This window comes from Chromobacterium sp. IIBBL 290-4 (genome assembly GCF_024207115.1).
In the GTDB taxonomy this organism is placed as follows: Bacteria; Pseudomonadota; Gammaproteobacteria; order Burkholderiales; family Chromobacteriaceae; genus Chromobacterium.
Map to the genome: position 1 here is coordinate 4,904,356 of NZ_CP100128.1, position 26,504 is coordinate 4,930,859.

General features: G+C 62.8%; 24 protein-coding genes. 15 read left to right on the forward strand and 9 right to left on the reverse strand.

Going from position 1 to position 26,504, the window contains the following annotated elements:
* Nucleotides 1-5 precede the first annotated feature (5 nt).
* Genes pxpB through pcp form a run of 6 tightly spaced genes read left to right on the forward strand, consistent with a single transcriptional unit; the run spans nucleotide 6 to nucleotide 4,664 of the window.
* Nucleotides 6-677 (forward strand): 5-oxoprolinase subunit PxpB, encoded by a 672-nt coding sequence (pxpB, locus tag NKT35_RS23050; protein ID WP_254297612.1) that lies wholly within the window; start codon nucleotides 6-8, stop codon nucleotides 675-677.
* Nucleotides 671-1,597: a 5-oxoprolinase subunit C family protein gene (locus NKT35_RS23055; protein ID WP_254297613.1), complete on the forward strand. Its 927-nt coding sequence runs from the start codon at nucleotides 671-673 to the stop codon at nucleotides 1,595-1,597. Before pxpB ends, NKT35_RS23055 begins: the two co-directional genes overlap by 7 nt.
* Nucleotides 1,587-2,324: a 5-oxoprolinase subunit PxpA gene (pxpA, locus tag NKT35_RS23060; RefSeq protein WP_254297614.1), complete on the forward strand. Its 738-nt coding sequence runs from the start codon at nucleotides 1,587-1,589 to the stop codon at nucleotides 2,322-2,324. The genes NKT35_RS23055 and pxpA overlap by 11 nt, the downstream gene beginning before the upstream one ends.
* Nucleotides 2,325-2,378: 54 nt before the next feature.
* The gene (locus tag NKT35_RS23065; protein ID WP_254297615.1) at nucleotides 2,379-3,086 is read left to right on the forward strand and encodes a DUF969 domain-containing protein; all 708 of its coding nucleotides are present in this window, start codon (nucleotides 2,379-2,381) and stop codon (nucleotides 3,084-3,086) included.
* A complete protein-coding gene (locus NKT35_RS23070) occupies nucleotides 3,086-4,018 on the forward strand; it encodes a DUF979 domain-containing protein (protein WP_505190938.1) in 933 nt (310 codons plus the stop codon). The genes NKT35_RS23065 and NKT35_RS23070 overlap by 1 nt, the downstream gene beginning before the upstream one ends.
* Before the next feature lie 13 nt (nucleotides 4,019-4,031).
* Nucleotides 4,032-4,664 (forward strand): pyroglutamyl-peptidase I, encoded by a 633-nt coding sequence (pcp, locus tag NKT35_RS23075; protein ID WP_254297617.1) that lies wholly within the window; start codon nucleotides 4,032-4,034, stop codon nucleotides 4,662-4,664.
* A gap of 82 nt (nucleotides 4,665-4,746) precedes the next feature.
* Here the strand turns inward: pcp and NKT35_RS23080 are convergent, their stop codons facing one another.
* The 3 genes from NKT35_RS23080 to NKT35_RS23090 all read right to left on the reverse strand — a co-directional run bounded on the left by NKT35_RS23080 (nucleotide 4,747) and on the right by NKT35_RS23090 (nucleotide 7,549).
* Nucleotides 4,747-6,015, reverse strand: a complete 1,269-nt coding sequence (locus NKT35_RS23080) for a glycosyltransferase (protein WP_254297618.1) — start codon at nucleotides 6,013-6,015, stop codon at nucleotides 4,747-4,749.
* Nucleotides 5,937-6,323 carry a hypothetical protein gene (locus tag NKT35_RS23085; protein WP_254297619.1) on the reverse strand — a complete coding sequence of 129 codons (387 nt, stop codon included), beginning with the start codon at nucleotides 6,321-6,323 and terminating at the stop codon, nucleotides 5,937-5,939. The genes NKT35_RS23080 and NKT35_RS23085 overlap by 79 nt, the downstream gene beginning before the upstream one ends.
* A 317-nt stretch (nucleotides 6,324-6,640) precedes the next feature.
* A complete protein-coding gene (locus NKT35_RS23090; protein WP_254297620.1) occupies nucleotides 6,641-7,549 on the reverse strand; it encodes a glycosyltransferase family 2 protein in 909 nt (302 codons plus the stop codon).
* A gap of 280 nt (nucleotides 7,550-7,829) precedes the next feature.
* Between NKT35_RS23090 and NKT35_RS23095 the strand changes: the two genes are divergently transcribed.
* The gene (locus tag NKT35_RS23095) at nucleotides 7,830-8,795 is read left to right on the forward strand and encodes an IS1595 family transposase (protein ID WP_254293992.1); all 966 of its coding nucleotides are present in this window, start codon (nucleotides 7,830-7,832) and stop codon (nucleotides 8,793-8,795) included.
* Nucleotides 8,796-8,842: 47 nt separating this feature from the next.
* Here NKT35_RS23095 and phhA read toward each other — a convergent pair whose 3' ends face one another.
* Nucleotides 8,843-9,736: a phenylalanine 4-monooxygenase gene (gene phhA, locus NKT35_RS23100; RefSeq protein WP_254297621.1), complete on the reverse strand. Its 894-nt coding sequence runs from the start codon at nucleotides 9,734-9,736 to the stop codon at nucleotides 8,843-8,845.
* Nucleotides 9,737-9,861: 125 nt separating this feature from the next.
* On the opposite strand from phhA, the gene NKT35_RS23105 reads away from it, so the two are divergent.
* Both NKT35_RS23105 and NKT35_RS23110 read left to right on the forward strand, forming a co-directional pair.
* The gene (locus tag NKT35_RS23105) at nucleotides 9,862-10,341 is read left to right on the forward strand and encodes an Lrp/AsnC family transcriptional regulator (protein WP_254297622.1); all 480 of its coding nucleotides are present in this window, start codon (nucleotides 9,862-9,864) and stop codon (nucleotides 10,339-10,341) included.
* Between the two features lie 174 nt (nucleotides 10,342-10,515).
* Nucleotides 10,516-11,073 (forward strand): cysteine dioxygenase, encoded by a 558-nt coding sequence (locus NKT35_RS23110; RefSeq protein ID WP_254297623.1) that lies wholly within the window; start codon nucleotides 10,516-10,518, stop codon nucleotides 11,071-11,073.
* A gap of 60 nt (nucleotides 11,074-11,133) precedes the next feature.
* On the opposite strand, the gene NKT35_RS23115 is transcribed toward NKT35_RS23110, so the two are convergent.
* Entirely contained in the window at nucleotides 11,134-12,510 is a 1,377-nt protein-coding gene (locus NKT35_RS23115; RefSeq protein ID WP_254297624.1) for an OmpP1/FadL family transporter, read from the reverse strand.
* 251 nt (nucleotides 12,511-12,761) lie between these two features.
* Between NKT35_RS23115 and NKT35_RS23120 the strand changes: the two genes are divergently transcribed.
* The 3 genes from NKT35_RS23120 (at nucleotide 12,762) to NKT35_RS23130 (ending at nucleotide 14,640) form a co-directional block, all read left to right on the forward strand.
* Nucleotides 12,762-13,319, forward strand: coding sequence for a peptidylprolyl isomerase (locus tag NKT35_RS23120; protein WP_254297625.1), 558 nt, complete (start codon nucleotides 12,762-12,764; stop codon nucleotides 13,317-13,319).
* A 36-nt stretch (nucleotides 13,320-13,355) separates the two neighbouring features.
* Entirely contained in the window at nucleotides 13,356-13,847 is a 492-nt protein-coding gene (locus NKT35_RS23125) for a peptidylprolyl isomerase (protein ID WP_254297626.1), read from the forward strand.
* Between the two features lie 67 nt (nucleotides 13,848-13,914).
* Complete coding sequence (locus NKT35_RS23130; RefSeq protein WP_254297627.1) at nucleotides 13,915-14,640, forward strand: UDP-2,3-diacylglucosamine diphosphatase; 726 nt, start codon at nucleotides 13,915-13,917, stop codon at nucleotides 14,638-14,640.
* A 47-nt stretch (nucleotides 14,641-14,687) separates the two neighbouring features.
* Here NKT35_RS23130 and NKT35_RS23135 read toward each other — a convergent pair whose 3' ends face one another.
* Entirely contained in the window at nucleotides 14,688-15,425 is a 738-nt protein-coding gene (locus tag NKT35_RS23135) for a siderophore ferric iron reductase (RefSeq protein WP_254297628.1), read from the reverse strand.
* A gap of 1,009 nt (nucleotides 15,426-16,434) precedes the next feature.
* On the opposite strand from NKT35_RS23135, the gene NKT35_RS23140 reads away from it, so the two are divergent.
* Together NKT35_RS23140 and NKT35_RS23145 are read left to right on the forward strand one after the other, a co-directional pair.
* Nucleotides 16,435-18,780: a TonB-dependent receptor gene (locus NKT35_RS23140; RefSeq protein WP_254297629.1), complete on the forward strand. Its 2,346-nt coding sequence runs from the start codon at nucleotides 16,435-16,437 to the stop codon at nucleotides 18,778-18,780.
* Nucleotides 18,781-18,962: 182 nt separating this feature from the next.
* Nucleotides 18,963-22,352: a S41 family peptidase gene (locus tag NKT35_RS23145; RefSeq protein WP_254297630.1), complete on the forward strand. Its 3,390-nt coding sequence runs from the start codon at nucleotides 18,963-18,965 to the stop codon at nucleotides 22,350-22,352.
* A gap of 85 nt (nucleotides 22,353-22,437) precedes the next feature.
* Here NKT35_RS23145 and NKT35_RS23150 read toward each other — a convergent pair whose 3' ends face one another.
* Nucleotides 22,438-23,379, reverse strand: coding sequence for a GlxA family transcriptional regulator (locus tag NKT35_RS23150; protein WP_254297631.1), 942 nt, complete (start codon nucleotides 23,377-23,379; stop codon nucleotides 22,438-22,440).
* A gap of 110 nt (nucleotides 23,380-23,489) precedes the next feature.
* Between NKT35_RS23150 and NKT35_RS23155 the strand changes: the two genes are divergently transcribed.
* Nucleotides 23,490-24,014 carry a cysteine hydrolase family protein gene (locus NKT35_RS23155; RefSeq protein WP_254297632.1) on the forward strand — a complete coding sequence of 175 codons (525 nt, stop codon included), beginning with the start codon at nucleotides 23,490-23,492 and terminating at the stop codon, nucleotides 24,012-24,014.
* An 86-nt stretch (nucleotides 24,015-24,100) separates the two neighbouring features.
* On the opposite strand, the gene tilS is transcribed toward NKT35_RS23155, so the two are convergent.
* Together tilS and NKT35_RS23165 are read right to left on the reverse strand one after the other, a co-directional pair.
* Complete coding sequence (tilS, locus tag NKT35_RS23160) at nucleotides 24,101-25,444, reverse strand: tRNA lysidine(34) synthetase TilS (RefSeq protein ID WP_254297633.1); 1,344 nt, start codon at nucleotides 25,442-25,444, stop codon at nucleotides 24,101-24,103.
* A complete protein-coding gene (locus tag NKT35_RS23165; protein WP_254297634.1) occupies nucleotides 25,416-26,381 on the reverse strand; it encodes an acetyl-CoA carboxylase carboxyltransferase subunit alpha in 966 nt (321 codons plus the stop codon). The genes tilS and NKT35_RS23165 overlap by 29 nt, the downstream gene beginning before the upstream one ends.
* Nucleotides 26,382-26,504: the final 123 nt, after the last annotated feature.

A 26,504-nucleotide genomic window follows, 5' to 3' on the forward strand; every position in this document is an offset into this window, starting at 1 on the left:
ATTTCATGAGCAACTCCTCACTATCGCTATATTGGCTCAGCACCCAGGTGCTGATATTGGAAGCGCCGCCGCCCCACGGCCTGCGCTGCCAGCAAATGATCTGGCGATTAGCCGAAGTCCTGAGAGGGCAAGCCTGGCTGCGCGAGATCGTGCCTGGCATGAACAACCTGACCCTGGAGCTGAGCCCCGACTCTCCGCCCCCATCCCGCCTAGCGGCCAGACTGCAAGACATCTGGAGCCGTTGCGAACAAGAAACGAACCATAGCCGCGGTCGCGAGATCGATATTCCCGTGCGCTATGGCGGCCGCCACGGCCCTGATTTGGACACGGTGGCCCGGCATTGCGGCCTCAGCCCCGACCAGGTCATCGAGAGACACAGCGCGGCGGCTTACATCGTGTACTTTTTAGGTTTCCAGCCTGGATTCGCCTACCTGGGCGGACTCGACCCCTTGCTGGCCACGCCCAGGCGCGACTCGCCGCGGCTGCGCGTGCCGGCCGGCTCCGTCGCCATAGGCGGCGGCCAGACCGGCGTTTACCCGGCCGACTCCCCCGGCGGCTGGCAAATCATAGGCCATACCTCCGTTTCTCTGTTCGACCCCAGGAACAGCGGTTCTCCCAGCCTGCTCTTGCCTGGCGACACGGTGCGCTTTGTGCCGCAGAAAGGCCGCGCATGCTAGACATCATCAAAGCCGGCCCGCAAACCACGGTTCAGGATCTAGGACGCTTCGGCGCGCGCCATCTTGGCATTTGCCGTTGCGGCGCGATGGACGCGCTGTCCCTGCGGCTGGCCAATCGGCTGGTCGGCAATTCAGCCGGCGCCGCCGCGCTGGAAATCACCCTGCCCCCGGCCAGCTTCCGGCTGAGGCGCGACGGCATGCTGGCCTTGACCGGGGCCGACTGCCAGGCCACGCTGGACGACCAGCCGCTCTGGCCGGGCTGGAGAGTGCGTTTTAACGCCGGCCAAATATTGAAACTGTCGGCGCCGCGCGTCGGCATGCGCGCCTATCTGGCGATAGACGGCGGCTTCGCCATACCGGAAGCGCTGGGCTCAGCCAGCACCGATCTGCAAGCCGGGTTCGGCGGCTGGGAAGGCCGCGCGCTGAAGGACGGCGATAGCTTGCCTTTGCGCCCGCCCTTGCCGCCGCGCCGTAAGATAGGCATTTGGCAGCCCCCCGCCTCCGGCCCCATCCGCGTGGTGCCCGGGCCTGAGTTCTCGCGCCTGCCCGCTCAGCAGCAGGAGCGCTTTTGGCGCTCGCCCTGGCTGATCACGCCCAACAGCAACCGGATGGGCTATCGCTTGTCTGGCCCAGCGCTGCAACTGGCGGGCGGCGGCGACATGCCCTCCCACGGCGTGCTGCCCGGGCTGATACAACTGCCGCCGGACGGCCAACCCATCGCGCTGATGGCGGATGCCCAGGCGACCGGCGGCTACCCCCGCCTCGGCATGGTCATCGCCGCCGATCTCTGGCGGCTAGGCCAAGCCAGGCTGGGCAGCGCCTTGCATTTCCAGGCGGTGGATGCCCGCGCCGAAACCGCCGCCGCGCAAACCCTGCAACGGTATCTGGACCGGATAGAAAGGCTGCTCGATGAAAATTGATCTCAACGCCGACCTGGGCGAAGGCTGCTGCAGCGATGCCGAGCTGCTGGCCCTGGTCAGCTCCGCCAACATCGCCTGCGGCTGGCACGCCGGCGACGCGCCGACCATGCGCCAGGCCGTCCGACAGGCGCTGGCCAACGGCGTCGCCATCGGCGCCCATCCCAGCTTTCCCGACCGCGAGCATTTTGGCCGCCGCGAAATGGCATTGCCCTTGGAGGACGTTCGCGCCGGCATGCTGTACCAGCTAGGCGCGCTGGACGCCATTGTCCGCGCCGAAGGCGGACAGCTGCGCCACGTCAAACCGCACGGCGCGCTGTACAACCAGGCGGCCCGCGAACCCGCGCTGGCGGCTTGCCTGGCGCAAGCCATCCGCGACTTCAATCCCGGGCTGCGCGTCGTAGGCCTCGCCGGCAGCTTGTTCATTGAGGCCTGCCGCGCAGAAGGCCTGGCCGTCTGGCGGGAAGCCTTCGCCGATCGCGGCTACCGCGCCGACGGCAGCCTGGTGCCGCGCGGCCAGCCGGGCGACTTGCTGACATCGGAAGACACCGTGCTGAGCCAGGTCGGCGACATGGTCCAAAACCAGCGCGTGCTGTCCATCGAGGGCCGAAGCGTGCCTTTGCGCGCCCAAACCCTCTGCCTGCATGGCGACGGCCCCCACGCCTTGGCCTTCGCCCGCAGGCTGCGGCAATACCTGGAGTCGCTTGGCGTGGAAATAAGCGCGGAATAAGCGCCCCATCCCGCCGACGACACAAAAGCGCGAATCGCCAAATAAAGAACAAACATGGATCAACTTGTCAATTTATGGCCCTTGCTAGGCGTCGCCGTAGTCATCGCCGGCTTCATGCTGCGGCTCAATCCGCTATGGGTGGTCTGTTCGGCATGCATAGCGGCGGGCTTGGCTGCCGGCATGACGCCATTGGCCATTCTGGCCAAGTTCGGTCAAGGATTTCTGAAAACCCGCAATATCTCCCTGGCCGTGCTGCTGGTGCTGCCTGTGGTCGGATTGATGGAGCGTCATGGCTTGAAAGAGCAGGCGGAGCAATGGATGCGCCAGATAAGCGATGCGACGGTCTCCGGCCTGCTGGTGGTGTATCTGCAAACCCGGGAGCTCACCTCGGCTCTGGGCCTGAGCGCGCTCAGCGGCCAGGCTCAAGTGGTCCGGCCGATGCTGGCGCCGATGGCCGAGGCGGTCTGGTCGCAACAACACGGCCCGCTTAACGGCAAGCAGCGGGAAAAACTGCGCGCCATGTGCGCGGCGACGGACAATATCGGGCTGTTCTTCGGCGAAAACCTGTTTGTCGCCTTCAGCGCCGTCATCCTGATGCACACATTCCTGCAGGAAAACGGCCAGAACAGCGAGGCGCTCCATATCGCGCTGTGGGGACTGCCTACCGCCTTATTCGCCTTCATCATTCATGCTGCGCGTTTGCTCGCCTTCGAGAAAACCTTGCTGCGGCTCGGGGGCGGAGAAGCGCTCGGGAGCCGATGATGAGTCTGGACATCCGCTATTTCTACTGGCTCGCCGGCGTCCTGCTGATAGGCATCGCGGTCCAGACCTTCCGAGACGCCCAGCATCCGAGACGCATCCGTCAAACCGTCTTCTGGACCCTCTTCGGCCTGTTGTTCCTGTTCGGCGACAGCTTGCCTGCCGAAGCGTGCGGCGCCATGACGCTGGCCATGATTGGCGCCGCGATCAGCGGCAAAGCGGCGGCGCCATCACAGCCGCCAAGCGGGAGCCGATCGATCGGGAACAAAGTGTTCTGGCCCTGCCTGCTGCTGTCTGCCCTGACCGCCATGCAGATTGTTGCGGCCAAAGCCCTGCCATCCCTACCCTTTCGCCTACCCGCCATGCAAAGCGATTTGCTGTCCTTGGGAGTGGCCAGCCGGATTTCGCTGGCTCTGGCTTGCCGCCTGGCGGGGGCGCGCCCGGCGCAGGCCGTGCAGGAAACCCGCCGCTTGCTGGAAAAAATGGGACCCGCGTTCTTGCTGCCCCAAATTTTGGCGGTGCTCGGGCTGATGCTGGCCGATGCCGGCGTCGGCAAAGCCGTTGCGCATGTGGCCACCAGCTATCTGGCGCTGGACATCCGCTGGGTGGCGGTGCTGGCTTATGTGCTGGGCATGGCTTTGTTCACCATGATCATGGGCAACGCCTTCGCCGCCTTTCCGGTAATGACCGCCGGCATCGGCATCCCCTTCCTGATCGGCGTCCATCACGGCGATGCGGCGGTGATGGCGGCCATAGGCATGTTCTCCGGCTACTGCGGCACGCTGATGACGCCGATGGCCGCCAATTTCAATATCGTGCCGGCCGCCCTGCTGGAGTTGGACGACAAGAACGCGGTGATCAAGGCGCAAACGCCGACTGCGCTCGCCTTGCTGGCGGTCAACGCCCTATTGCTGAACTGGCTGATGTTCCGTTGAGGAGTCTGAATCGATGAAAACCGTATTGCTCACCGGCTTCGAGCCTTTCGGCGGCGAAACCGTCAACCCCTCCTGGGAGGCTGTCAGGCAACTGGATGGCGCCGTGATAGCGGGCGCGCTCGTCTGCGCCCGCCAGTTGCCCTGCGTCTTCGGCCAGGCCTTGTCTGAATTGGATCGCCACCTGGAAGAGTTGAGACCGCAGCTGGCCATCGCCGTCGGCCAGGCAGGAGGCCGCCCGGACATCACCGTCGAACGGGTGGCCATCAATGTGGACGATGCCCGCATGCCCGACAACGCGGGTCTGCAGCCCATAGACCAAGCCGTCGCCGCGCAAGGCCCGGCTGCATACTTCGCCACGCTGCCGATCAAGGCCATCGTCGCCGGTCTGCGCGAAAACGGCATCCCGGCCTCGGTTTCGCAAACCGCCGGCACCTTCGTCTGCAACCATGTCATGTACGGACTGCTGCATCGCCGCCAGCCGCGCGCCGGCTTCATCCACATTCCCTTCCTGCCGGAGCAGGCCGCCCGCCATCCCGGTTCGCCCAGCATGAAGCTGGAAGATTGCGTCGCGGCTATCCGCCTGGCGGTGGAAATCTCGTTGACGCGCGAGCATGACGTCAAATTTGCAGAAGGCGCGACTCATTAAGGCCAGATACCCCACGCTTCCCGCCCAGCCGTCGCAGCGCGGCCGGCCCAGGAGCGGCCCATCGACCGCTGAAGCCTCGCGTTCAGGGCATTCTTCTCTTGGGCAAAGAGTCGAACAGATCGAGAAATTGGCCGGCCACGCGCGGCCACGCGCGCTCGCGCCCCAGCCTAGCGGCCTGCGCGCCCCAGCGCTCGGCCAAGCCGGGCTGATTCAGCAGACTGTCCAACACGCGAGCCAAAGCCCTGTAATCGCCCTGCGGGAACAGCGCGCCATTGCCATGCGACAACTCCTCGGCGAAAACGCGCGCGTCGGAGCAAATCGCCCCTCTGCCGCAAGCCGCCGCCCAAGACAGCGCGCCGCTGGCGCCGCGCATACGCTCCAGCCAGACCCATTTGCGCGCCTCCCGGTAAGGCAAGGCCATGACATGGTGCGCCTGGATCAAGCGCGGGATATGCGCGGCCGGCAGATTCAAGCGCCACTCCAGCAGCGGCTCCGCCAAGCCCAGCCTCGCGGCGTAGTCGCGCAAGCGCTGCGGGTAGCCCTGCAAGTTGCCGCTCGCGGCATCCGCGACGACGCCGCCCGCCAAGGTCAAGCTCAATTCTTCGCTCAGCGCCGGTCTGGCCGCCTGCAACAAAGCCAGGGCCTGCAACAAATCTTCAATGCCCTTGTCCGGGTGAAAAAAACCGAAATACAGCAGCTTTAACGGCCCTGGCGGCAAAGGCGCATCCGCCGCCGCGGCGTTGCCATGGGGAATGACGGCCACCCGGCTGACAGGCAATCGCATTTTGCTTTGCAAGCACCGCGCGCCAGTCGTCGTCAGCGCGATCAAGCGCGACAACTGGCCTGCCAGCCGCCGCTCGCGCGCCAGCAGCAAGGGGGCGGACAAGCATACCGCCGCCTGGCGCAACGAGCGCGGCAGCCCCGTGGCCTGAGACCATGGCCATGGCAAGCTGACGGGCTGCCAGATCAGCCGCCCTGGATCGTGAACAGTGGCAGTCAGAGGCAGATAGGGATAGCGGCGCGCCAGCCACTCCAAGGCCAAAAACTCATTGCCGCAACCTTCCCCCAATTCAGCATGAACCAGCTCCGCCTCGCTCCAATCCGCCTTCTCCATCTGCTTGTCGAGCAACAGCGCATGCGGCGACAAGCTCTGTCCTCGCAAGGGCATCGCCACGTCCGCCCCGGCCGCGCGCAAGGCCTCGCCCCAGGCGTCGGCATAATCGGCGATGCCATTTTGCGCAGGCGGCAAAGGCGCCAACAAGGCGATGCGCATCAAGAGCCGCCTTTCCGCCATGCCGATGCGGCCGCCAGCGGCATCGGCATGGCGGGTGTCTTCGGCCCTTGCGCCCACAACAACGGATCGACACTCCGCAGCGGCGCGGGCAGGCCAGGATCGGCGAGAAAAGCGGACGCATCCGCCACGCTCGCAGCGACCAGCACCGCCCAGCCGCGCTTTACGACCGACAACGGGCGCAGCCATGGAAGCCAGCCACGCCCCTCGCGCCAGAGGCTGTCATGCCCGCCGGAATTCGGGAGAATGCTCAGTCGAGAGAAAAAGATTTTGGACTGGCGATGATGCGCTGGCGGAGTCGCCAAAAGATTGCCGCTGCGGTTTGCGCTCCGCGCGCGGCCTGCCCGCGCCCTCAGCAGACGGTTCATGCGCCAAAGATGCATTGTCTTCGCCACGGACAGATTCCGCTCCTTTCCGAACAAAGCCGACGCGCGCCCAAGACGAGGCCGCGCTCGACCCTGAGTTGCTGCATTTTCTTATCATAGGCGGTGATCCAGGCTTTCCACGCCTTCCCCCCCAGATGCTCAGCGGCCTGCCCCGCCATGCTTGGATATCGGCGCTGCGGCGCTTGCCGACGCGGCGTTGAGAGCAAGCCCCTTGCCAGGCCAAAAACTCCGCAGCGGCGACGGCTGAGGTCGAGAATGGCCCCGCATCCCAGAACAGTCATCCGCCGTGCTTGGCCGCTTTATCCCCAGTAGCCGGGAGACAGGCTCAGGCGGCGCTTGAGCCGCTTGGGCAGCAAGCGTTCCATCTGCCCCAGCCGGTAGCCCGAAGACTTCAGCGCCGCGCGCAATAATGCGCTGCCCGGCCGCCACCACCGGCCGCCTCCGCCCGCCGACTCCGAGCGGATGAAACGCAGCTCCGCGCGTCCCGCGCGGCCAAAATGCTCGGCGATCCAGATCTCGCGGCCATAGAACACGCCAAGATCGAAACAACGCCTCACCTCCCCCAGCAAACTGGAATCGCGCGCGTGGCAAACCCGGGCCTCCGCGTCATAGCGCAAGGCCCAGCCAGCCAGCAGCATCCGCCCGGCGACATGGGTTTCCTCGGCGCAGATCACATCGGCGGGAAAACCTCCCACGGTTTCCAGCGCCACCCGGCGGTAAGCGCAACAGGCGTCGGAAACCAGGCAGGTTTTGACGCCCAACTCGGCCGCATCGCTCAGCCGCTTGGTGCGCGATGCGGCGGGATAGTCGAACAGGCCAGGACAAGCCTCTTGAGAACCCGTATTCCCCTGCGGCAATGTCCTGCCATAGGCCATGCCGATATCCGGCGCCATCCACACCGCGTCGCGCAAGCGGCGCAGGCAATCCGGATCGGCCGGAATCGCGCCCTGGGTCAGAAAGATCAACACATCGCCGCCCACCAGCCGGCTGGCCAGCCCCCGGATGCCGCCCCGGTTGAATTCGCGCGCCGAGATCGTCATCACCTGCGCGCCAGCCGCTCGCAGCCGCTCCCCGCAGCCATCGGCGGACTCGCAATCCAATGCCAGCCATTCGTCGGGTTTCAAGGTTTGGCTGGCCAACGCCGGCAGCAGCACATCGAGATAGCGGCTAGCGTTGCGCACCGTCAAAATCAGCGAGGTAGCCGTCACCGCGCTCTCCCCCGGCCATGGCGGATGGAGAGATGGACAAAACCGCCCCCTGCAAAACCCTGTCCTCGCGACGCTTCTATCATCACCAGATCACGACTCCCGAGATTACTCACGCGCCTTGCCCATTCGAGATGGCCGCGAGGCGCGCGCGAAGGACGCATGCCATCCGCGCATTGATATCTCTATAGCCTTTAGCGAACGCGATAGGCATAAAAAAGGCTATGTCCCAATTCCGTGTTGGGAGCTATGCTGAATACAGTAGCAGACCGGGAGTCGCGCCATGGATGCCCAGAGTTTTCAGCGTTTTCTTGCCCAACTGGATCAGCTCACGCTCAAACAGAGGAGCTTGCTGTCTTCTGCGCTTAAACATCCCACTCACCATGACGCCATTCAGGACGCCTTGCCTGACCTGACGGCTTGCCCACACTGCCAGGCCGAGGCCAACCAGTTGGCGTTATGGGGCTGGAGCCGAGGCCTGCGGCGTTATCGCTGCAAACAGTGCCACCGGACCTGCAATGCCTTGTCGGGCAGTCCATTAGCCAAATTGCGCAAGGCCGATCGCTGGCTGAGCTACGCCCAAGCACTGCAGGATGGCTTGACCGTGCGAGCAGCCGCTCGTGCATGCGGCATCAGCAAGAACACGGCTTTCCTATGGCGGCATCGCTTCTTGCATCGCGCATCAGACCATCTGGCGGCGCAAGCCCGAGGCATCGTCGAAGTAGATGAAACCTTCATTCTGGAATCATTCAAAGGGCAGCGGTGCCTCCCCCGCGCGCCGCGCCAGCGGGGTGGCGTCAGCCAAACACGGGGAACCGGGCCGGATCAGATTCCCATCATGGTGGTGCAGGACCGAGAGGGACATATAGCGGACTTCAAGTTGAAGAAGCTCAATGGCGCTCATGTGGAAGCGGCTTTAGCCCCGTTGGTGGATAGCGACGCCATCCTGTGTTCGGACGGCGCAGCGGTGTACTCGACCTTTGCCAGGCAGCATGGCATTACCCATCGAGTCGTGCATGCCAAGACGGGACAGCGGGTACGCGAGGGGGCGTTCCATATCCAGCATGTGAATGCCTACCATAGCCGCTTGAAGCTTTGGATGGCTCGATTCCACGGGGTTGCCACCAAATACCTTGAAAACTATCTGGGGTGGCGACGGATGCTGGAGCGCTATCAGCAAACCATGCAGCCTTGCCACTGCTTGCAGGAGGCAGTGGGTCGTCCCTTGCAACACATTATTGGGACATAGCCATAAAAAAGCCCGCATGAATGCGGGCAAGGTGGCAAATCTTTGGCTCAGACGTCGTCGCTGTCGGCCCATCCCTGGCGATCGCCGACATTCAACACTTGGTCGGAGGGCGCGATATCGCCCGCCCCCCAAGCCTTGGCGTCCGCCAGTTGCTGGTAATACGGCGAGAAGTCCGGCGCAGTGGCGTCGAACAGCTGCTGGAAGCTGTCGATCACGAAGTAGGTCTTCTGGAAGGTGTCGATGCGGTAGCGCGTATTCATGATGCGCATCAGATCGAAGCCCACCCGGTTGGGGCTGGGACTTTCCAGGCAGTAGATGGATTCGGACTTGCTGGACACGATGCCGGCGCCGTAAATGCGCAAGCCTTGCGGGGTGCGGATCAGGCCGAACTCCACCGTGTACCAGTACAGCCGCGACAGATTCGGCAGCGCGCCCAGGCTCTTGGCTTTCATGCCGCCCTTGCCGTAGGCCTCCAGGTAGTCGGCGAACACCGGGTTGATCAGCAGCGGCACATGGCCGAACAGATCGTGGAACACATCCGGCTCTTGCAGGTAATCGAGCTGATGCGGCTCGCGCAGCCACCAGGTCACCGGGAAACGCCGGTTGGCCAGATGCTCGAAAAACACATCGTCCGGAATCAGCCCCGGCACCGCGACGATCTGCCAGCCTGTCGCCGCCATCAGCTTTTCATTCAGCTTGGCGAAATCGGGCACCCGGTCATGGTCCACCTCCAGCCGGGCCAGGCCTTCCATGAATTCGTCGCAGGCGCGGCCCGGCAGCAGCTTGCTCTGCCGCTCGAACAGCGTGGCCCAGGTGGCGTGGTCTTCGGCGGTGTAGCGATCCAGCGGCTGCGGCAGGGTGTAGTCGTCGGGATGATGGCCCAGTCCGACATTTTTGCGCGTGGTGATGTCGGGCACCACAAAATCTGCGCGGTCATTCATCTCAAGCTCCGGTTTGGGTGGTTTACTCTAGTTTAGCCCGGCGCGTATGCGGCAAGTCCGCAAAATTTGCCGAATAAACGGATTTTTTGCATAATTGCCGCATTATTTGTCATGAAATGAATCAAATGCGCAAAATCGAACTCGACCGCTTCGACATGCAGATTCTGCATCAGCTGCAGCACGACGCCCGCGCCACCCACCAGAAACTGGCGCAGCAAGTGCCGCTGTCCGCCTCGCAAATCGGCCGCCGCATCCAGCGCATGGAGCAGAGCGGCATCATCCAGGGCTATCAGGTGGCCCTCAGCCCGGAGCAGGTGGGCCTGTCGGTGATGGCCTTCGCCAATGTCAGCCTGGAGCGCCACAGCGAGAGCGCGCTGCTGGAATTCGCCCAATCCATCCATGCGCTGCCTGAGGTGCTGGAATGCTATGCGGCGGCCGGCGAAGCCGATTATCTGCTACGCATCGTGGTGCAGGATCTGCCCTCGCTATCGGCCTTTGTGATGAACAAGCTGATGCAGATGTCGCTGGTGCGCAGCGTCAAATCCACCATCGTGCTCAACGCCATCAAGCAAACCATGAAACTGCCGCTGGCCTCGCTGCCCTGAGCCCGCGCCAGTCCCTTAGACAGGTTCCTTCCCGCGGCGCCAAGGCTATACCGAAGGCGCGCTTTCCCGCCGTCTGAAAATGCATATGTGTAAATTCATATAACAAAAGCATTTTTTAGAGCGGAAAATTGTAGAACCTTGCGCCCGCACCGCGCCCTTCGCCAGGAGAGAACCATGCCGAGACTTCACCCCTCACCGCTCTTCGACGCCCTCCGCTTGCAGGATGAGCTGGCCAGGCTGTTCGAAACGTCCACCCTGCCTAGCCCGGAGTCCATTCGCCAGTTTCTGCGCGGCTTGCGGATTGCTCCTGAAATATTGGCGCCGTTTCGTCGTTTTGGAGAAGAGAGCTATCGCCGCAACCGGATTTACCTGGACGAGCATTGCGAGATGCTGCTGCTCTGTTGGCGCGCGGGGCAAGCCAGTCCAGCGCACAATCATCGCGGCAGCCTGTGCGGCCTGCGGGTGATGGAGGGCGTCGCCACGGAAACCGCCTTCTATCCGCTCAGCGCGGGCTTGGCCCTCGCCCGGGAGACGCGCGAGCTGGCCGCCGGCAGTTTGCTGGTCAATGCCGACCAGGACATTCACCGCATCGCCAATCTGCAGGCAAGCGGCGCGGACCTGGTGACGCTGCATCTGTACGCGCCGCCATTGCGCGACATGGCCGTATTCAATCAGCCGCTCGCCACGTCCGCCGCCCGGGAACAGCATGCGATGCCCGACTATCAGATCTAGCGGCTGGCATGACAAAGGCGCGGCCGAGGCCGCGCCTTGTTCAATACAACACAGCTTGAATCAGAAGCGGTATTGCATCTGCACGCCGATCAGCTGGCCGCTGATGGACGAGTAATCGCCTTGCAGGCGGCTGCTCGTGCCGAAGGGGCTGTGCGAGGTGTTGTCGATCTTGGTATCGCCCACCGCGCGCAGATAGGCGTAGGCCACGTCGACAGACGCCTGCTTGTTGATCTTGTAGCTGGCGCCCAGGCTCAGCCACAGACGGTCGGCATCCGGAATCAGCGCGTTGCGGTGCTGCGGATTCGGCACCGGGGTGGTTTCGTAGCCGATGCCGGAGCGCAGGGTCAGCGCTTCGCTATAGAAGTAGTCGCCGCCTACCGAGAACATCCAGCTGTTCTTCCAGTGGTTGTCGATGGTGGTAGTGGTGTCGACCGACATGCCCAGCTGCTTGAAGGCAGGGCTGCCCTTGACCACCAGTTGATCGAAGCTGCTCCAATGCGTCCAGCGCGCGGTGGCGGCGACGGCGAACTTGTTGTTCAGCTTGCTGTAAGCGCTCAGCAGCAGCGATTCCGGCGCGGTCACATCCGCGGAGCCGCCGAAAGTGCCGTTCAACTGGGACAGCTTGACATTGAGCAAAGGCATCGCCTTGATGCCCGTCGGCACGGTCAGATCCTGGAATCCCGCATTGGTGTAATCGCCTTCTGCCTGATGATGGATCTTGGAACGATAGGACAAGCCGAAGCGGGTATCGGCGCTGGCGGAATACATCACGCCCAGGTTATAGCCGAAGCCCCAGCTGTCGGCCTTCAGCTCGCCGCTCGCGCCGGGCAGGTAGGCGCCCTTCTTCAGATCCGCCTTAGCATACTGGGCAGAAACGCCGCCGCCGAAGCTCCAGCGGTCATCCAGTTTGTAAGCCAGGGAAGGATTGATGTCCAAAGTTTGGATCGAGCTGGAAATGCCGTTGTCGCGGCCGCCCCAGTTTTCGTTGTAGCGCGCGCCCAGGCCGAACGGCGTGGTCAGACCCAGGCCGGCATACAGCTTGTCGCTGATCTGATGGGTAAAGTAGGCATTCGGAATCGCCTCGCCCGGCGCGCGGCCATTGTCAGATGCGCTGGCCGTGGAAGAAACCAGCGGCTGATGGGTGATCGGGTTTTCGCTGACCGTGGTATTGCTGCCATTGAACGGCGCATTGATCTCGGCGTAAGTGAAACCCGCTTGAGCGCGAGTGCCGGACAACAGGGTCAGGCCGGCCGGGTTGTAGAAGGCGGCGGACAAGTCGTCGCCAGCCACGCCGGCGCCGGCGTAAGCGCGGCCCATGCCGGCTACGCTCTGTTCGGTCAATTGGAAACCCGCGGCTTGTACCGCCTGGGCGGCGAACAAGGAGGAAACGGCAAGGGGAAGCACGCGAAGGGACAAACGGGCAAAGCGATATTGCATCAGGGAAAAACCTCAGTCTTATGTTTTGGTTTGCGGCTATCCGCCACAGCAGCGCCATGCCAAATGATAAATAGACAGCACTTGCATCCTAATTAGGCGATGGAGTCTAAACTCGAACTGTCCTCGTCGCAAGAAAAAAACACAGCTTTTTGAGCAAATGTAAACGTCCTCGCCTCTCGCCTGCGCCCTGATCAAGCCTGCGGGCTGTGCTAGAATCGACCTCCCATATCAGCCGACCCACAGTTGAAATCATGAAAAAACTGATCTGCGGCCTGGCCCTGGCCGCCCTGCCCGTTCTGACTTTCGCAGCCCCGGTGGTCGAAATGGCCACCAACAAAGGCAATATCGAAATCACGCTGGACCAGGCCAAGGCGCCCAAGACCGTCGCCAATTTCATTGCCTACGCCAAGGCGGGGCACTATAACGGCACGGTGTTCCACCGCGTGATCGATGGCTTCATGATCCAGGGCGGCGGTTTCGACACCAAGCTCAACCAGAAACCGACGCGCGCTCCCATCGCCAATGAAGCGAACAACGGCTTGAAAAACGCCGTCGGCACCATCGCCATGGCGCGCACCGCCGACCCGAGCTCGGCCACCGCGCAGTTTTTCATCAATGTGGCCAACAATGAGTTTCTGAATTACAAATCGCCGTCGCCGGAAGGCGCCGGCTATGCCGTGTTCGGCAAGGTGAGCAAGGGGATGGATGTGGTCAACCGCATCGCCAAAACCCGCACCGGCAGCATGAACGGCATGGATGACGTTCCCTTCGAACCCATCGTCATCCAGAAAATCACCATCAAACCGTAAGCCTGCCCGCGCGGCAGCCACGCAAAGGAAAGCAAAATGATCAAACTGACGACGAACTTCGGCGAAATCACGCTGGAACTGGACCATGAAAAAGCGCCGAAAACCGCGGCCAACTTTGAGCAATACGTGAAAAGCGGCCATTACAACGGCACCATCTTCCATCGCGTGATCAACGGCTTCATGATCCAGGGCGGCGGCTTCGATGCCCAGATGAATCAAAAGCCGACGCAAGAGTCTATCCAGAACGAGGCCAACAACGGTCTGTCCAACAAGACCTACACCGTCGCCATGGCCCGCACCATGGACCCGCACTCCGCCTCGGCGCAGTTCTTCATCAATGTGTCCGACAACGACTTCCTGGACTTCAAGTCCGAAACCTCGCAAGGCTGGGGCTACGCCGTATTCGGCCAAGTCGTGGCGGGCCAGGACGTAGTGGATCGCATCAAGACCGTACGCACCGGCCGCAGCGGCATGCACCAGGACGTGCCGGTAGAAGCGGTCGTGGTCGAAAAGGCGGAAATCGTCTAATTCGCATCAGTACTTACCCAGCCGGGGCCATGCCCCGGCTTTGTCTTGCCCTCAGAAAACGCGCGCCATGGCCATTCATTTCATTTCCGATCTGCACCTCGCCGACGACACACCCGCTCTCACCCAGCTGTTCCTCGATACGCTCGCCGCCTGGCGCGGCCAGATCGAGGCGCTGTACATCCTCGGCGATCTGTTTGAATACTGGGTAGGCGACGACGACGATTCCGCCTATCTGGACACCCCGCTGGCGGCGATGCGCGAGTTTTCGGCCCAAACGCCGCTCTATGTGATGCGCGGCAACCGCGACTTTTTGCTGGGGGATGGATTCGAAGCGCGTAGCGGCGCCAAATTATTGGAAGACCCGACCTTGATCGAGGCGCATGGCCTGCGCGTTCTGCTATGCCACGGCGACGCGCTCTGCACCGACGACGCCGCCTATCAGCAATTCCGTGCCATCAGCCGCAATCCGCAATGGCAGCAGGCGATGCTGGCCCGTCCCTTGGCGGAGCGCCACGCCATCGCGCGCCAGGCGCGGATGCAAAGCGAAATGAACAAGCAGGCCAATGGCTTGACTGCGATTTCCGATGTCACCGAAACGGCGGTTCGCGAACTATTGGCCGCGCGCGACTGGCCACTGCTGATCCACGGCCATACCCACAGGCCGGCCGAGCATAGTCACCAGGATCAAGACCGCAGCGCCCAGCGCTGGGTGATCCAGGACTGGCACGGCGAGCGCGGCGGCTACCTCAAGCTGGACGAAACCGGCGTCAGCGCCTGCCCCCTCGGCGCCTGAGGCTGCCGCCACGACACGGCGGCATAGATCTTGCCGCCAGCGCTGTTTCAGCACGCTTCCAACTCTTGCCGAAGACGCGCCAACCTCTGCTCCGCCTTCAATTTTGGGCAACTGCTGCACCACTCGCCATCGCGGCAACGGAAGCTCTGGCAGCAAGCCTTGCGCGCCAAGGCCAGTTTTTCCGTTCCATCAGCCAGCGGCACCCTCACCAGATCGCAGGCGCCTTCCAAATGGAAAGCGGCCAACCAGCGCTGTGCCGTTTTTTCGATACGCTCCAGGCCCCAGCCCGCGTGGTTTTGGCCAAAATGCAGCACCGCCGCCACCAGGAAATCGGCCTGAAAGCGCCCTGCCAGCTTGGGATGCAGTTTTTGCTTGGCACTAAACGATGCGAACAGCGTCGTACACAAAAGCCGGCACTCCTCGGCTGCCGCGTCGATCAAGCCCTGCTCGCTGCCTGATATCGGCGCCGCATCGCGCAAACAGAATCCACTGACCACGCCCTCTCGCAAACGCTGGCTCATGCCGGCAAGACGCGGCATCAAGCCGCAGCCATGGGTGGCCAGCACCGCCAGATAGAGGGGTTGCCACACCAGCATCGCCCAACTGCGCGCGGCCCAGTAATGCGGACCGGCCTCAGGATGCGCCACTTGCCAATGGCGCAGCAAGGGCTCCAGCAGATCGGCGCTGCCGCCCGCGACGATATCCTCCGGTTGCGCTTGCCCGATTCGCCCATCCAAACTCGGCAGCCAGCCGGCTATCGCCGCCAAGGCCATATTCAGTGTCATCCCTCTCCCCTGCTCCGATATCCGGCGGCCCGCCGCCTGGCGAAATGGCCGACTCGCGCCATCAAGCGCTCAGCCGCGCCTGACATACCGTCCTGCGCCTTGACAATCTTCCATGCCAAACACATTAATACGATTGATAATTATTTTCAATTGAAATTAGCGTTTAATGCCATGGAATTATCAAGCTCAGGGCTATTTCATCCATTCATTGAGAAACAAGCAACGACTGCCAGCCAGCCACGATCTCGCCTTCACCGGCCACCATGGACGGCGGCCCGGATGACGTCCCGCCTGCCAGGCCGTCTTGCCTGGCTCGCCGCGCGCGAAAATTACGCCAAAAGCAGATGCCTGCCCAAGAGAGAGCTCTCACACCGCATGCCGACGCTTTCCACCGCACCACAAACAAACGTTCGCTTATCAAGCGGCGACAGTGTCGTTTTCTTGGCAAACGATCACGGCAGAGCAAGCTGCCACGGCGCCGACAGTGAGTTTCGCCCGCGCCCTCTATCTGAAGGGAATTCCAGTCGCTCGGAAATTTAATTCCATAAGAATTAAATTTATATTTTTGATTTTATTGGAAATTAATTTTATGTGTAGATAAAGAATCTTCATCAGAATAAAAAACAAAACACAACTTACTTGCAATAGCCCAGAGAATTTCATGTAAAGACATATTTCTTTATTATTTTTGCAATATGTGTTTCTTGAAAATGAAATGACAATAAACTAGATTTGCCGCTTCAAAAGTACTTTCAAGGCAAAATATGTCGATCCAGGCTGAAATGTCGCCATGAACGCAGCCAATGCGTCCAACACCGCATTTCAAGCAGAACAACATGTAGCCATGAGCCCGTAGCGCCGCTCCTCGGTCTCATCGCCGCCTCGCTGACTCCTATTTCCGCCTTGCGCCACTCCCGATTGCCGCCTTGCAGGCAGGAGTCCGGCCGCACGCGAAAAAGAACAAACGCATCAATATTAAGCAAGTCTGGCTCAAAACAGGAAAAATAGAATGAAACACAATTTTTATCTGCAACCGTTGGCGTTCGCCGTGCTGGTCGCGCTGGGCAGCCCCGCCGCCCAAGCTGATGACGGGCAGTTGGAGAAAGTGACCATTACCGGTGCCGGCGACAAGCTGGGCGTGGGGTTGCTGCAACAGCAAGATGGCGCGCGCGCGCGAAGCGACGTCAACAAGGCCGCGCTGGAGAAGCAAAGCCCGACATCCAATATTTACCAGGGCATCAATATGCTGCCCGGCGTTAATGCCTCCAGCCAGGACAACTCCGGCATGTTCGGCGGCGCATTGACCATACGCGGCTTCAACTCAGACCAGATCGGCGTCACCATCAACGGCGTGCCGGTCAACGACTCCGGCAGTTACGCAGTCTATCCGCAGGAATTCGTTGACCTGGAAAACCTGTGCCAAGGCTCTGTTACCCAGGGTTCCAGCGATACCGACGCCCCGCATATGGGCGCCAGCGGCGGCAATATGAGCTTTGTCACCTGTGATCCGGAAAAAGAACGCCGCGTGCGCATCGCCCAAAGCCTGGGCAGCAACAGCCTGCAGCGCACTTATATCCGCGGCGACACCGGCCTGTTCGCCGACGGCAAGGCGCGCGCCTTCATGAGCTACTCGCATAGCGAAGTGGACAAGTGGAAAGGCGCCGGCGGCATGAAGCGCGACCACATCGACACCGGCGTGCGCTACGATTTCAGCGGCGGCTACATCAACGCCTCCGTGCTATACAACCGTCAGCTCGGCAATGCCTTCGGCACGCCTACGCTGCAACAGCTGCAACAAACCGGTTACAACTTCGACAACTCGACCAGCTTTGCCCCCGGCCATTTGCCGCCGCAATTCGGCACCACTCAAAAAGAAACCGGCCCGACTCCAGCCTACTATCAGCTGCAGCAAAACCCGTTTGAAAACGTGATTGCCAAGGTTGACGCCGTACTCAAACTCAGCGCGGACACCCGCATCAAGATCCAGCCCTACTTCTGGTATGGCTACGGCGGTGGCACAAGCCAACAAACCCAAGCGGAAAATGGCTTCCTGAATCCGGCCACCCACACCAATACCGCGTCCAAAGACTTAAATGGCGACGGTGACACACTGGACACCATCGTGGTCAACGGCAGCTCCATCACCCGGACCCGCCGCCCAGGCATCACCATCACCATGGAGCAGAGCTTGGGCAACCACCTGCTTCAAGCCGGCGTCTGGTATGAGCGCGCCCAACATATCCAAACCGGCCAAGAAAGCCTGACTAACGCCGATGGCAGCCCCTCCGATCCGTGGATGCGGTCCAATCTGCTCACCCGTCCGGACGGCAGTCTGTACCAGTACCGCGACTGGGAAACCATCAGCACCGCCACCCAGCTGTTCGCCATTGGCACCTTCAACTTCCTGGATGACCGCCTGAGTTTCAACGCCGGCCTGCGCACGCCGCAGATCAAGCGCGACTTCACCAATCATGCCAATGAAGGCTGTTCCGGCAAAACCGCGTGTCCAGCGGCTTACGACTACACCATCAACAAGACTTACCGCGAAACCCTGCCCAGTTTTGGCGCGCGTTACTTCCTGACACCCAAGCAGCAGATGTTCTTCAACATCACCAAGAACTACCGCGCGGTGCCAAACTATGCGTATAGCGGCAGCAACGGCAATGTCCAGGTGATCAATGGACAAGTTGTTCTGGTGAACGATGTGCAACCGGAAACGTCCGTCAATACCGACTTGGGCTACCGCTGGCAAGGTGACCTGCTGACCTTCAGCGGCTCGCTGTTCAATGTGGACTTCCGCAATCGCCAGGCCAGCTCTTACGACCCGATCACCCAGAAATCGGTCAACATAAACGCCGGCGACGTTCACACTTGGGGCGGCGAGCTGGAACTCGGCACCGTGCCAGTCAAGGGGTGGAGCGCCTATGCTTCCCTTACCAGCAATCACAGCGAAATCAAGAACAATCTTGATTGGAAAAACAACGGCACCGTCACGCCTTTGCTACTGCAAGGCAATGACTTCCCGCTGACGCCGCGCTGGATGGCCGCTCTGTCGCTGCAATACGCGCCGGGCGCCTGGTATGTCCGCACTGACGTGAAGCACACAGGCAAGCAATTCGCCACCCTGGCCAATGACGAAGTGGTGCCGGAATACACCACCGTGGATCTGGATGCAGGCTACCGCTTCGGCAATATGGGCGTGCTGAAGAATCCGACGCTGAAGTTGAACGTCAGCAATATGTTCAACACCAGCTATCGCATTCCCACTTCGTCCAAGGTCAATGCGGCGGACACCGTTCGCTACAACCTTGGCGCGCCGCGCAGCGCATCCGTCACCATGCAGGTTGACTTCTAAACGCTTGCGCAATACCGGCAAACGGAAAGCCCTGGCTCTATCCAGGGCTTTTTTGCATTGGCGCTCTCAATCGCCGAACCCGCGTGGCAAGCTCCCCAGCGGGGCGCAACAAACGCCATTGTCATTAATCGAACTTTCCCGCATCATGTCTCAATCAACATGATTACTACTCGGAGACATTCTTGAGCCGCACCGCCACACGCCCCATCCTGCGCCTGACCCTGCTGGCGCTTAGCCTCGCTTGCGCGGGACACGCGCTTGCCCTTCCCTCCCCGCTGCCTGCCGGCCCCGCCGCCGTGGACACTCGCGAGCTGGGTTATTTCCGCCAGGCCGCCGCCGGGCCGGACAATATTGTTTTCGCCGCGGATGGCGAACTGTGGAGCGTGCCCTACAGCGGCGGGCAGGCGCGGCGCCTGACCAGCCGTCCGGCCGAGGCGGCGTCGCCGGCCGTGTCGCCCGACGGCCGCTGGCTCGCCTTCGTCGCTCGTTACGACGGCTCGCCGGAGGTCTACGTGATGCCGGCCGAAGGCGGCGCCACCCGCCGGCTGACGGTGGACGGCGACCGCGGCATCAAGGTGGAAGGCTGGAGCCGCGATGGGCAAGTGCTGGTTTCCAGCAGCCGCTACAGCGGCAAGCCGGATACCCGCTTGTTCCTGATTTCTCCGCAAACCGGCGTGCGCAGCCCTGTCCCGCTGGCCGAGGCCGCCGAGGCCTGCCTGGACGCGCGCGGCAATCCGACGCTGTTCGCCCGCGAGCCGGTGCCCAGCGACAATGTCGTCGGCTATGTCGGCGGCAAGCGCCAGCAATTGTGGAGCTGGCAGCCGGGCCGCGAAGCCCGGCCGGCCTTCCCCGGCCACCCCGGCACCAGCCGCCAGCCGATGTGCGACGGCGACACCGCTTATTTCATCAGCGACAAGGGCGGCCGGCTCAATCTATGGCAAGGCCGCCTGGGCGCGGACGGCGTCATCGCCGACAGCCGCCCGCTCACCCGTTATCAGGATTTCGAAGTGCGCGGCGCCAGCCTGGCCCGCACCGCCGCCGGCGTTCGCATCGTCTTCACCCGAGCCGGGGATATTCATGTGTTCGATCCGCAAACCGGCAGCGACAACACGCTGAAAATCGCGCTGAATTCCGATTTCGACCAGTTGCGCGCCAAGATGATCGCCAACCCGCTCAGCTATGTCGAAGACCTGGCGCTGTCGCCCAAGGGCGACCGGGTGGCGGTGCAGGCGCGCGGCTACGTGTCCATCTTCCCGGTCGGCTCCGGCCGCCGGGTAGACATTCTGACTGATGCCGGCCAACGCGCCCGCAATCTGGTATTCAGCGCCGACGGCAAATCGCTGCTGCTGGTCAGCGACAAGAGCGGCGAGCAGGAAATCTGGCGCGTCGGCACCCGCGGCGGCGAAACCGCGCAGCAGCTCACCCATGGCGGCGCCTCGCCAATCGACCAGCTCAACGCCTCGCCCGACGGACGCAAGCTGGCCTACACCGACAATCTGCGCCGGCTGTGGCTGCTGGATCTCAATACCCGCGAAAAACGGCTGGTGCGCCAGCTGGACCAGGGCGGCTATGACGGCTTCCAGTGGTCGCCGGACAGCCGCTTCTTCACCTATACCGCCGACGCCGTCAACGACTTCAGCCGGCTGTGGCTGTACGACACGCTAAGTCATCAAAGCCAGCCGCTGGCCAGCGACCGCTACACGGCGCGCAGCCCGGTGTTCTCGCCTGACGGCAAAGTGCTGTATTTCCTCAGCGACCGCAATCTGGACTCGGAAGTGCGCAGCCCCTGGGGCGCTCGCGAGCCCAGCGCCTATTTCAACAAGCAAACCAAGATCTACGGCCTGATGCTGAGCGCCGCGGAACGCTGGCCCTTCCAGCCCAAGGATGAATTGGCCGGCAAAACCGACGAAGCCGCCAAAGACAAAGCGGAAGACGGCGACAAGGACAAGGCCGGCGGCAAGGACAAAGGTCCAAAGCCGGTGAAGATAGAAGGCGGCGTCAGCCATCGCCTGTATGAGGTGCCGCTGGAGCCGGGCAATTACGACGGTCTGCAGGCGGACGCCAAGCGCCTCTACTTCACCCGCGCCGACAATATCTACGCCGAAACCCGCCAGGTCGTTTCGCTGGAGATAGACGCGCCCAACCCCACCCCCAGCAAGCCGGAAACGCTGGTCGACGGCGTGCGCGAATTCCGCCTGTCCGCCGACCGCAAGAGCCTGCTGCTGGTCAAGGATGTGAACCGCCTGCCCTCGCTGATGGTGGTGCCGGCCGGTCCCAAGATGCCCGGCGACGCCGACAAATACAGCATCAACCTGCGCGACTGGGCCTTGCCGCTGGATCCGCGCGTAGAATGGAAACAGATCTTCCTCGACACCTGGCGCATGCATCGCGACACCGTGCATACCGCCACGCTGAAGGAAGTGGATTGGGAGGCGATCCGCCGCCGTTTCGAGCCTTTGGTGGACAAGGTCACCTCGCGCCAGGAGCTGAACGACGTCATCGCTCAAATGACCGCCATGGTAGGCATCCAGCACAGTCAGATAGGCTTGCGCGAAGTCACGCTGCCCACCGTGGACGTGCCGGTGGGCCAGCTGGCGGCAGACTTCCAGCCGGTTGCCGGCGGCTTGAAGGTGGCGGCAATCTGGAATGGCGATCCAGAGCTGCTGGAGGAGCGCTCGCCGCTGTCCTTGCCTGAGGCCGGCATCCGCGTCGGCGACGTCGTCCATGAAATCAACGGCCAGCCGCTGGTCAGCGAATACGCGCTGGCCAGCGCGCTGCGCGGCCAGGCCGGCAAGCAGGTGTTGCTGAAAGTCAGCCGCGGCGGCGCGGCGGCTCGCACCGTCATCGTCAAGCCGGTATCGCTGTCCCGAGACCGCGATCTGCGCTACCTGGCCTGGGAAGGCCAGCGCAAGGCCATGGTGGAGAAGGCGTCGCGCAACCGCATCGGCTACCTGCACCTGCAAGCGATGGGCAAGGACGACGCCGGCCGCTGGGCGCGCGAATACTACCCGGTATTCGACCGCGAAGGCCTGATCCTGGACCTGCGCGACAATAATGGCGGCAATATCGACCGCTGGCTGCTGGAAAAGCTGCTGCGCAAGGTGTGGGTGTGGTGGCAGGGCGGCAATGAAAAGGTCACCATGGCCAATCCGCCTTACGCTTTCCGCGGCAAGGTCGTCGCCTTGATAGACGGCGACACCTATTCCGACGGCGAAACCTTCGCCCTGGGCCTCAAGCAGCTGGGCATCGCCACCCTGATAGGCAAAACCACCGCCGGCGCCGGCATGTGGCTGAGCGACCAGAACTGGAGCCGCGACAAGGGCATCGCCCGCGCCGCGCGCATGCCGCAGTTCGTCGTCGGCAAGAATGGCGACAAACGCTGGGTGGTGGAAGGCCGCGGCGTGACGCCGGATATCGAGGTCGACAACCTGCCCTGGGCGTCCTTCAAGGGACAAGACGCGCAACTGGAAGCCGCCATCCGCTATCTGCAGCAAGGCTTGCCGGCCCAGCCGGCCAGCAATCCGCAGCCGCCGGCCGGCGGCGCGCAAGGCTCGCGCTTCAGAGGCTTCTAAGCGCCAAAATGCCGCCCTTCCGCTTTCGGGGAAAGGGCGGCGCCGCTCGCGAAAGACGGGATGCCCAGCAAGCATCCCGCTCTATCTACCCTCCGCGAAAAGCCAGCCGCCAGGCCGCGGGCGAAACGCCCAGCCGCTGACGATACAATCTGCGCATTGTCACCGCGCTGCCTAGGCCCGCCCGCTCGGCAACCTCATCCATGGACAAGTTGGTGGACTCCAGCAGCCGCTGACTGTGCGCCAGCCGCTCATGCGCCAGCCATTCGCCCAGCGTGCAACCGGTCAAAGCATGGAAATGGCGGGAAAAGGTGCGGCGGCTCATCGCCATGCTTTGCGCCAAACCATCCAGCGTATGCTCGGCCTGCAAGCTGGCGCGCACCCTGTCCAGCAGCGCGCCCAGGCGGCTGTCCTGGCCGGTCTGCGGCAAAGGCTGATCGATGAACTGGGCCTGGCCGCCCTGCCGGTGCGGCGCCACCACCAGCCGGCGCGCCACCTGGTTGGCCCACTCATTGCCCTTGCGCCGCCTCAGCATATGCAGGCAGCAATCGATCGCCGCCGCGGTGCCGGCCGAGGTGAGCACATCGCCGTCCTCGACATACAGCACGTCGGGATCCAGCGCCACTTGCGGATAGCGGCGGGCGAAGTCGTCGGCATACGCCCAGTGCGTCGTCGCGCGGCGGCCATCTAGCAAGCCGGCTTCCGCCAGCACGCAAGCGCCCAGACACAAGCCCACCAGCTGCGCGCCGGCTGCGCTGGCCTCCCGCAAGGCTTGCAGCACCGCCTCACCGGCGGGCTGGGCGGGCGAGGGCCAGCTGGGCACGATCACCACGCTCGCCTGGCGCAAGCCCTCCAGGCCGTGCTCGACCACCAGATCGAAACCGGCGCTGGTTCTCACCCTGCCCGGCCGTTCCGCGCATACGGTCAAGGCAACCTCCCGGTCCGCCCCTTGTTCGCCCAGCACGAGACAGGGCACCGATAAATGGAAAGGGCTGATGCCCTCGAACGCCAGCACCGCTATGTTTTGCATGATTGCCCCGAATGGCCCGATATGATCGTATTTTGTCATTCGGGCCACTCTCCGCCAAGGCATTCCGTCAGGATAATAAGCCCATCGACACCCCACACCGGAGACGCGAAATGCAAACCCAAGCCCGCACCGCCCTGCTGATCATCGACCTGCAAAACGATTATTTCCCCGGCGGCAAATACCCGCTGGCCAACACCGCCGCCGCCTTGGACAACAGCCTGCGCGCCATCGCCCAGGCCCGCGCCCAAAACATGCCGGTGATCCTGGTACAGCACGTGGCCGCCAGCGCCGCCTCGCCCTTCTTCGCGCCGGACAGCGAAGGCGTGCGGATACACCCGCAAGTACTGGCCGCCGCGCCGGACGCGCCGGTGGTGATCAAGCAGCATGCCGACAGCTTCCTGAACACGGACTTGAGCGCGCTATTGCAAAAACTGGAAATCAATACCCTGCTGATTGGCGGCATGATGACGCAGAACTGCGTCACCCACACCGCGCTGTCGCGCGCCGCCGATCCTTATCAGGTCAGCGTGCTGCAGGATTGCTGCGCCACAGTGGACGGCATGGTGCACGCCATCGCGCTGCGGGCGCTGGGAGACAAGGTGCCGCTGCTGGATGGGCAGGCGGCCTGGATGTGAAGACAGGCAGAATGCTTGAATGAGACACGGCGGCGGACAAGCTCCGCCGCCGCTTCGGCGTTTGCCGAGCGCTAATCAGCGTGGAATCACTTGCGCAGCGGCCAAGGCCGCCACAAGGGCCACCAGCCGGGCTGAGAGGCCGCGGCGTGCGAGACGGCGATGCCGGGCACCGCCAACAGCGCGCCGTCCGCGCCGTAAAGCAAGGGCCAGCGCTGGCGCAAGGGCGGCGGCAAACCCGCCTCGCGCATCAAATCCTTGACCTCGCGACGTCCCGCCTTGGCCGGCAGCTTTTCGCCGCCGGCTCTGGGCATCAGCCGCAGGCCCGAGGCCAGCGCCATTTCAGGCAGACCGCGCTCGCGCCATTCCCAGCTCAGCTCGCCGCCCCACTCGGGCAGATCGCATGCTTTGCCGCCGCTCAAATCGGGCAGCAGGCTCCCCTCCGCCGGCGGGGTCGATTCCAACAGTAGCTGGATCGCGCCGCCGAATCGGAACAATAAGCCGCCAGCCAGCGGCAATAGCGGGCAAGTCTCGACGCGCGCCTGAGTCAATTGGCGCTGGAATTCAAGCAGGCCGGCGGGCTCGGGCAAAGGCATGCCCTGCCGCTCCAGCCAGCCCAACAGCGCTTGCCTTTGACGGGACGATGACAAGCCCAGCCAGCGGGCGAGATCCAGGCCTTGCGGATGCGCGCAGGCGTGGATGTCCATGGCAGCCACCTCGTCCAGAATCGCGGCGGCGTCGGCCTGCAGGCTGGCGGCGCGCGCCAGATGGCTGCGGTAATGCGGCAAACTGGCTGCCAGCACAGGGAAAATGTCGTTGCGCAGCAGATTGCGGCGGTAACGGTTGTCGCGGTTGCTTTCGTCTTCCACCCAGGCCAGACCTTGCCATTGGACATAGCGCTCCAACTGCGCGCGGGTGAAGTCCAGCAAAGGCCGCCACAGCAGCTTATCGACTGACAAGGGCCTCAAGGCCGGCATCGCCGCCAGCGCCTTGACCCCGCCGCCGCGCAGCAATTGCAGCAACACGGTTTCGGCTTGATCGTCCTGATGGTGGGCCAGGGCCACCACCTGGGCGGCGCCTTCGCGATAAGCCTGGTAGCGCGCCTCGCGCGCCGCGGCTTCCACGCCTTCGCCGCGCGCCGCGCGCACCGTGACCCGCGCGATGCGCAAAGGCACGTTCAGATCGCGGCACAAGGCCTGGCAATGCGCGGCCCAGGCATCGGCGTTGGGGCTCAAGCCATGGTGGACATGCACGGCGGCAACCGCCAGATCCGGCCGGACATCGCGCGCGCGCGCCAGCAGCGACAGCAGCGCCACGGAATCCAGTCCACCGGACAAGCCGACCTCAAAAGCACATTGGCCGGACAATTCGTCCGGCCAATGCTCAAGAAGCGGCTTCAGCAGATCAGGCTGCGTCTTCCTTGAAGCGGCCATAACTCATCAACCGGTCAAAGCGGAGCTTCAACAGCTCCTCGATGCTCTTGTTCTGCGCTTCTTTCAGCTCTTCCTGCAATACGCGCTTCATCGTGGTCATCATCTGCGCATGATCGCGATGGGCGCCGCCCACCGGTTCGGTCACCACGCGATCGACCAAGCCCAGCGTCTTCAGGCGCGGCGCGGTGATGCCCAGCGCCTCGGCGGCGTCGGACGCCCGTTCCGCCGTCTTCCACAGAATGGAAGCGCAGCCTTCCGGCGAAATCACCGAATAGGTGGCGTATTGCAGCATATTGACCTGATCGCCAACAGCGATGGCCAGCGCGCCGCCGGAACCGCCCTCGCCTATCACCGTGACGATGATGGGCACGCGCAGGCGGGTCATCTCATAGAGATTGCGGCCGATCGCCTCGGACTGGCCGCGCTCTTCCGCGCCTATGCCCGGCCAAGCGCCGGTGGTGTCGACGAAGGTGATCACCGGAATGCCGAACTTTTCGGCCAGCTTCATCAGGCGCAGAGCCTTTCTATAGCCTTCCGGGTGCGGCATGCCGAAGTTGCGGCGGATCTTCTCTTTGGTGTCGCGGCCTTTTTGCTGGCCGATCACCATCACCGACTGGCCGTTGAAACGGGCCAGGCCGCCAACAATGGCGGCATCGTCTGCAAAGGCGCGGTCGCCGTGCAGCTCTTCGAAATCGGTGAAGATCGCTTGTATATAGTCGAGTGTATAAGGACGCTGCGGGTGACGCGCCACCATGGCGATCTGCGACGGCGTCAGCTTGGCGTACAGCGTCTTGGTCAGTTCCTGGCTTTTCTTCTGCAGGCGGGCGATCTCCTCGGAGATATCCAGCACCGAGTCATCCTGCACGAATCGCAGCTCTTCAATCTTGTTCTCGAGCTCGGCAATCGGCTGCTCAAAATCGAGAAAGGTCGGCTTCATTCTTCACATCATCCGTCAAACCTTAATCGACGCATGATACATGAGCCACGGAGAAACCGTCACCCGGCAGGCCGGCAAAACGACAAAAAATTGGAGTAAACATTCAAAAACTTCGATTCATGA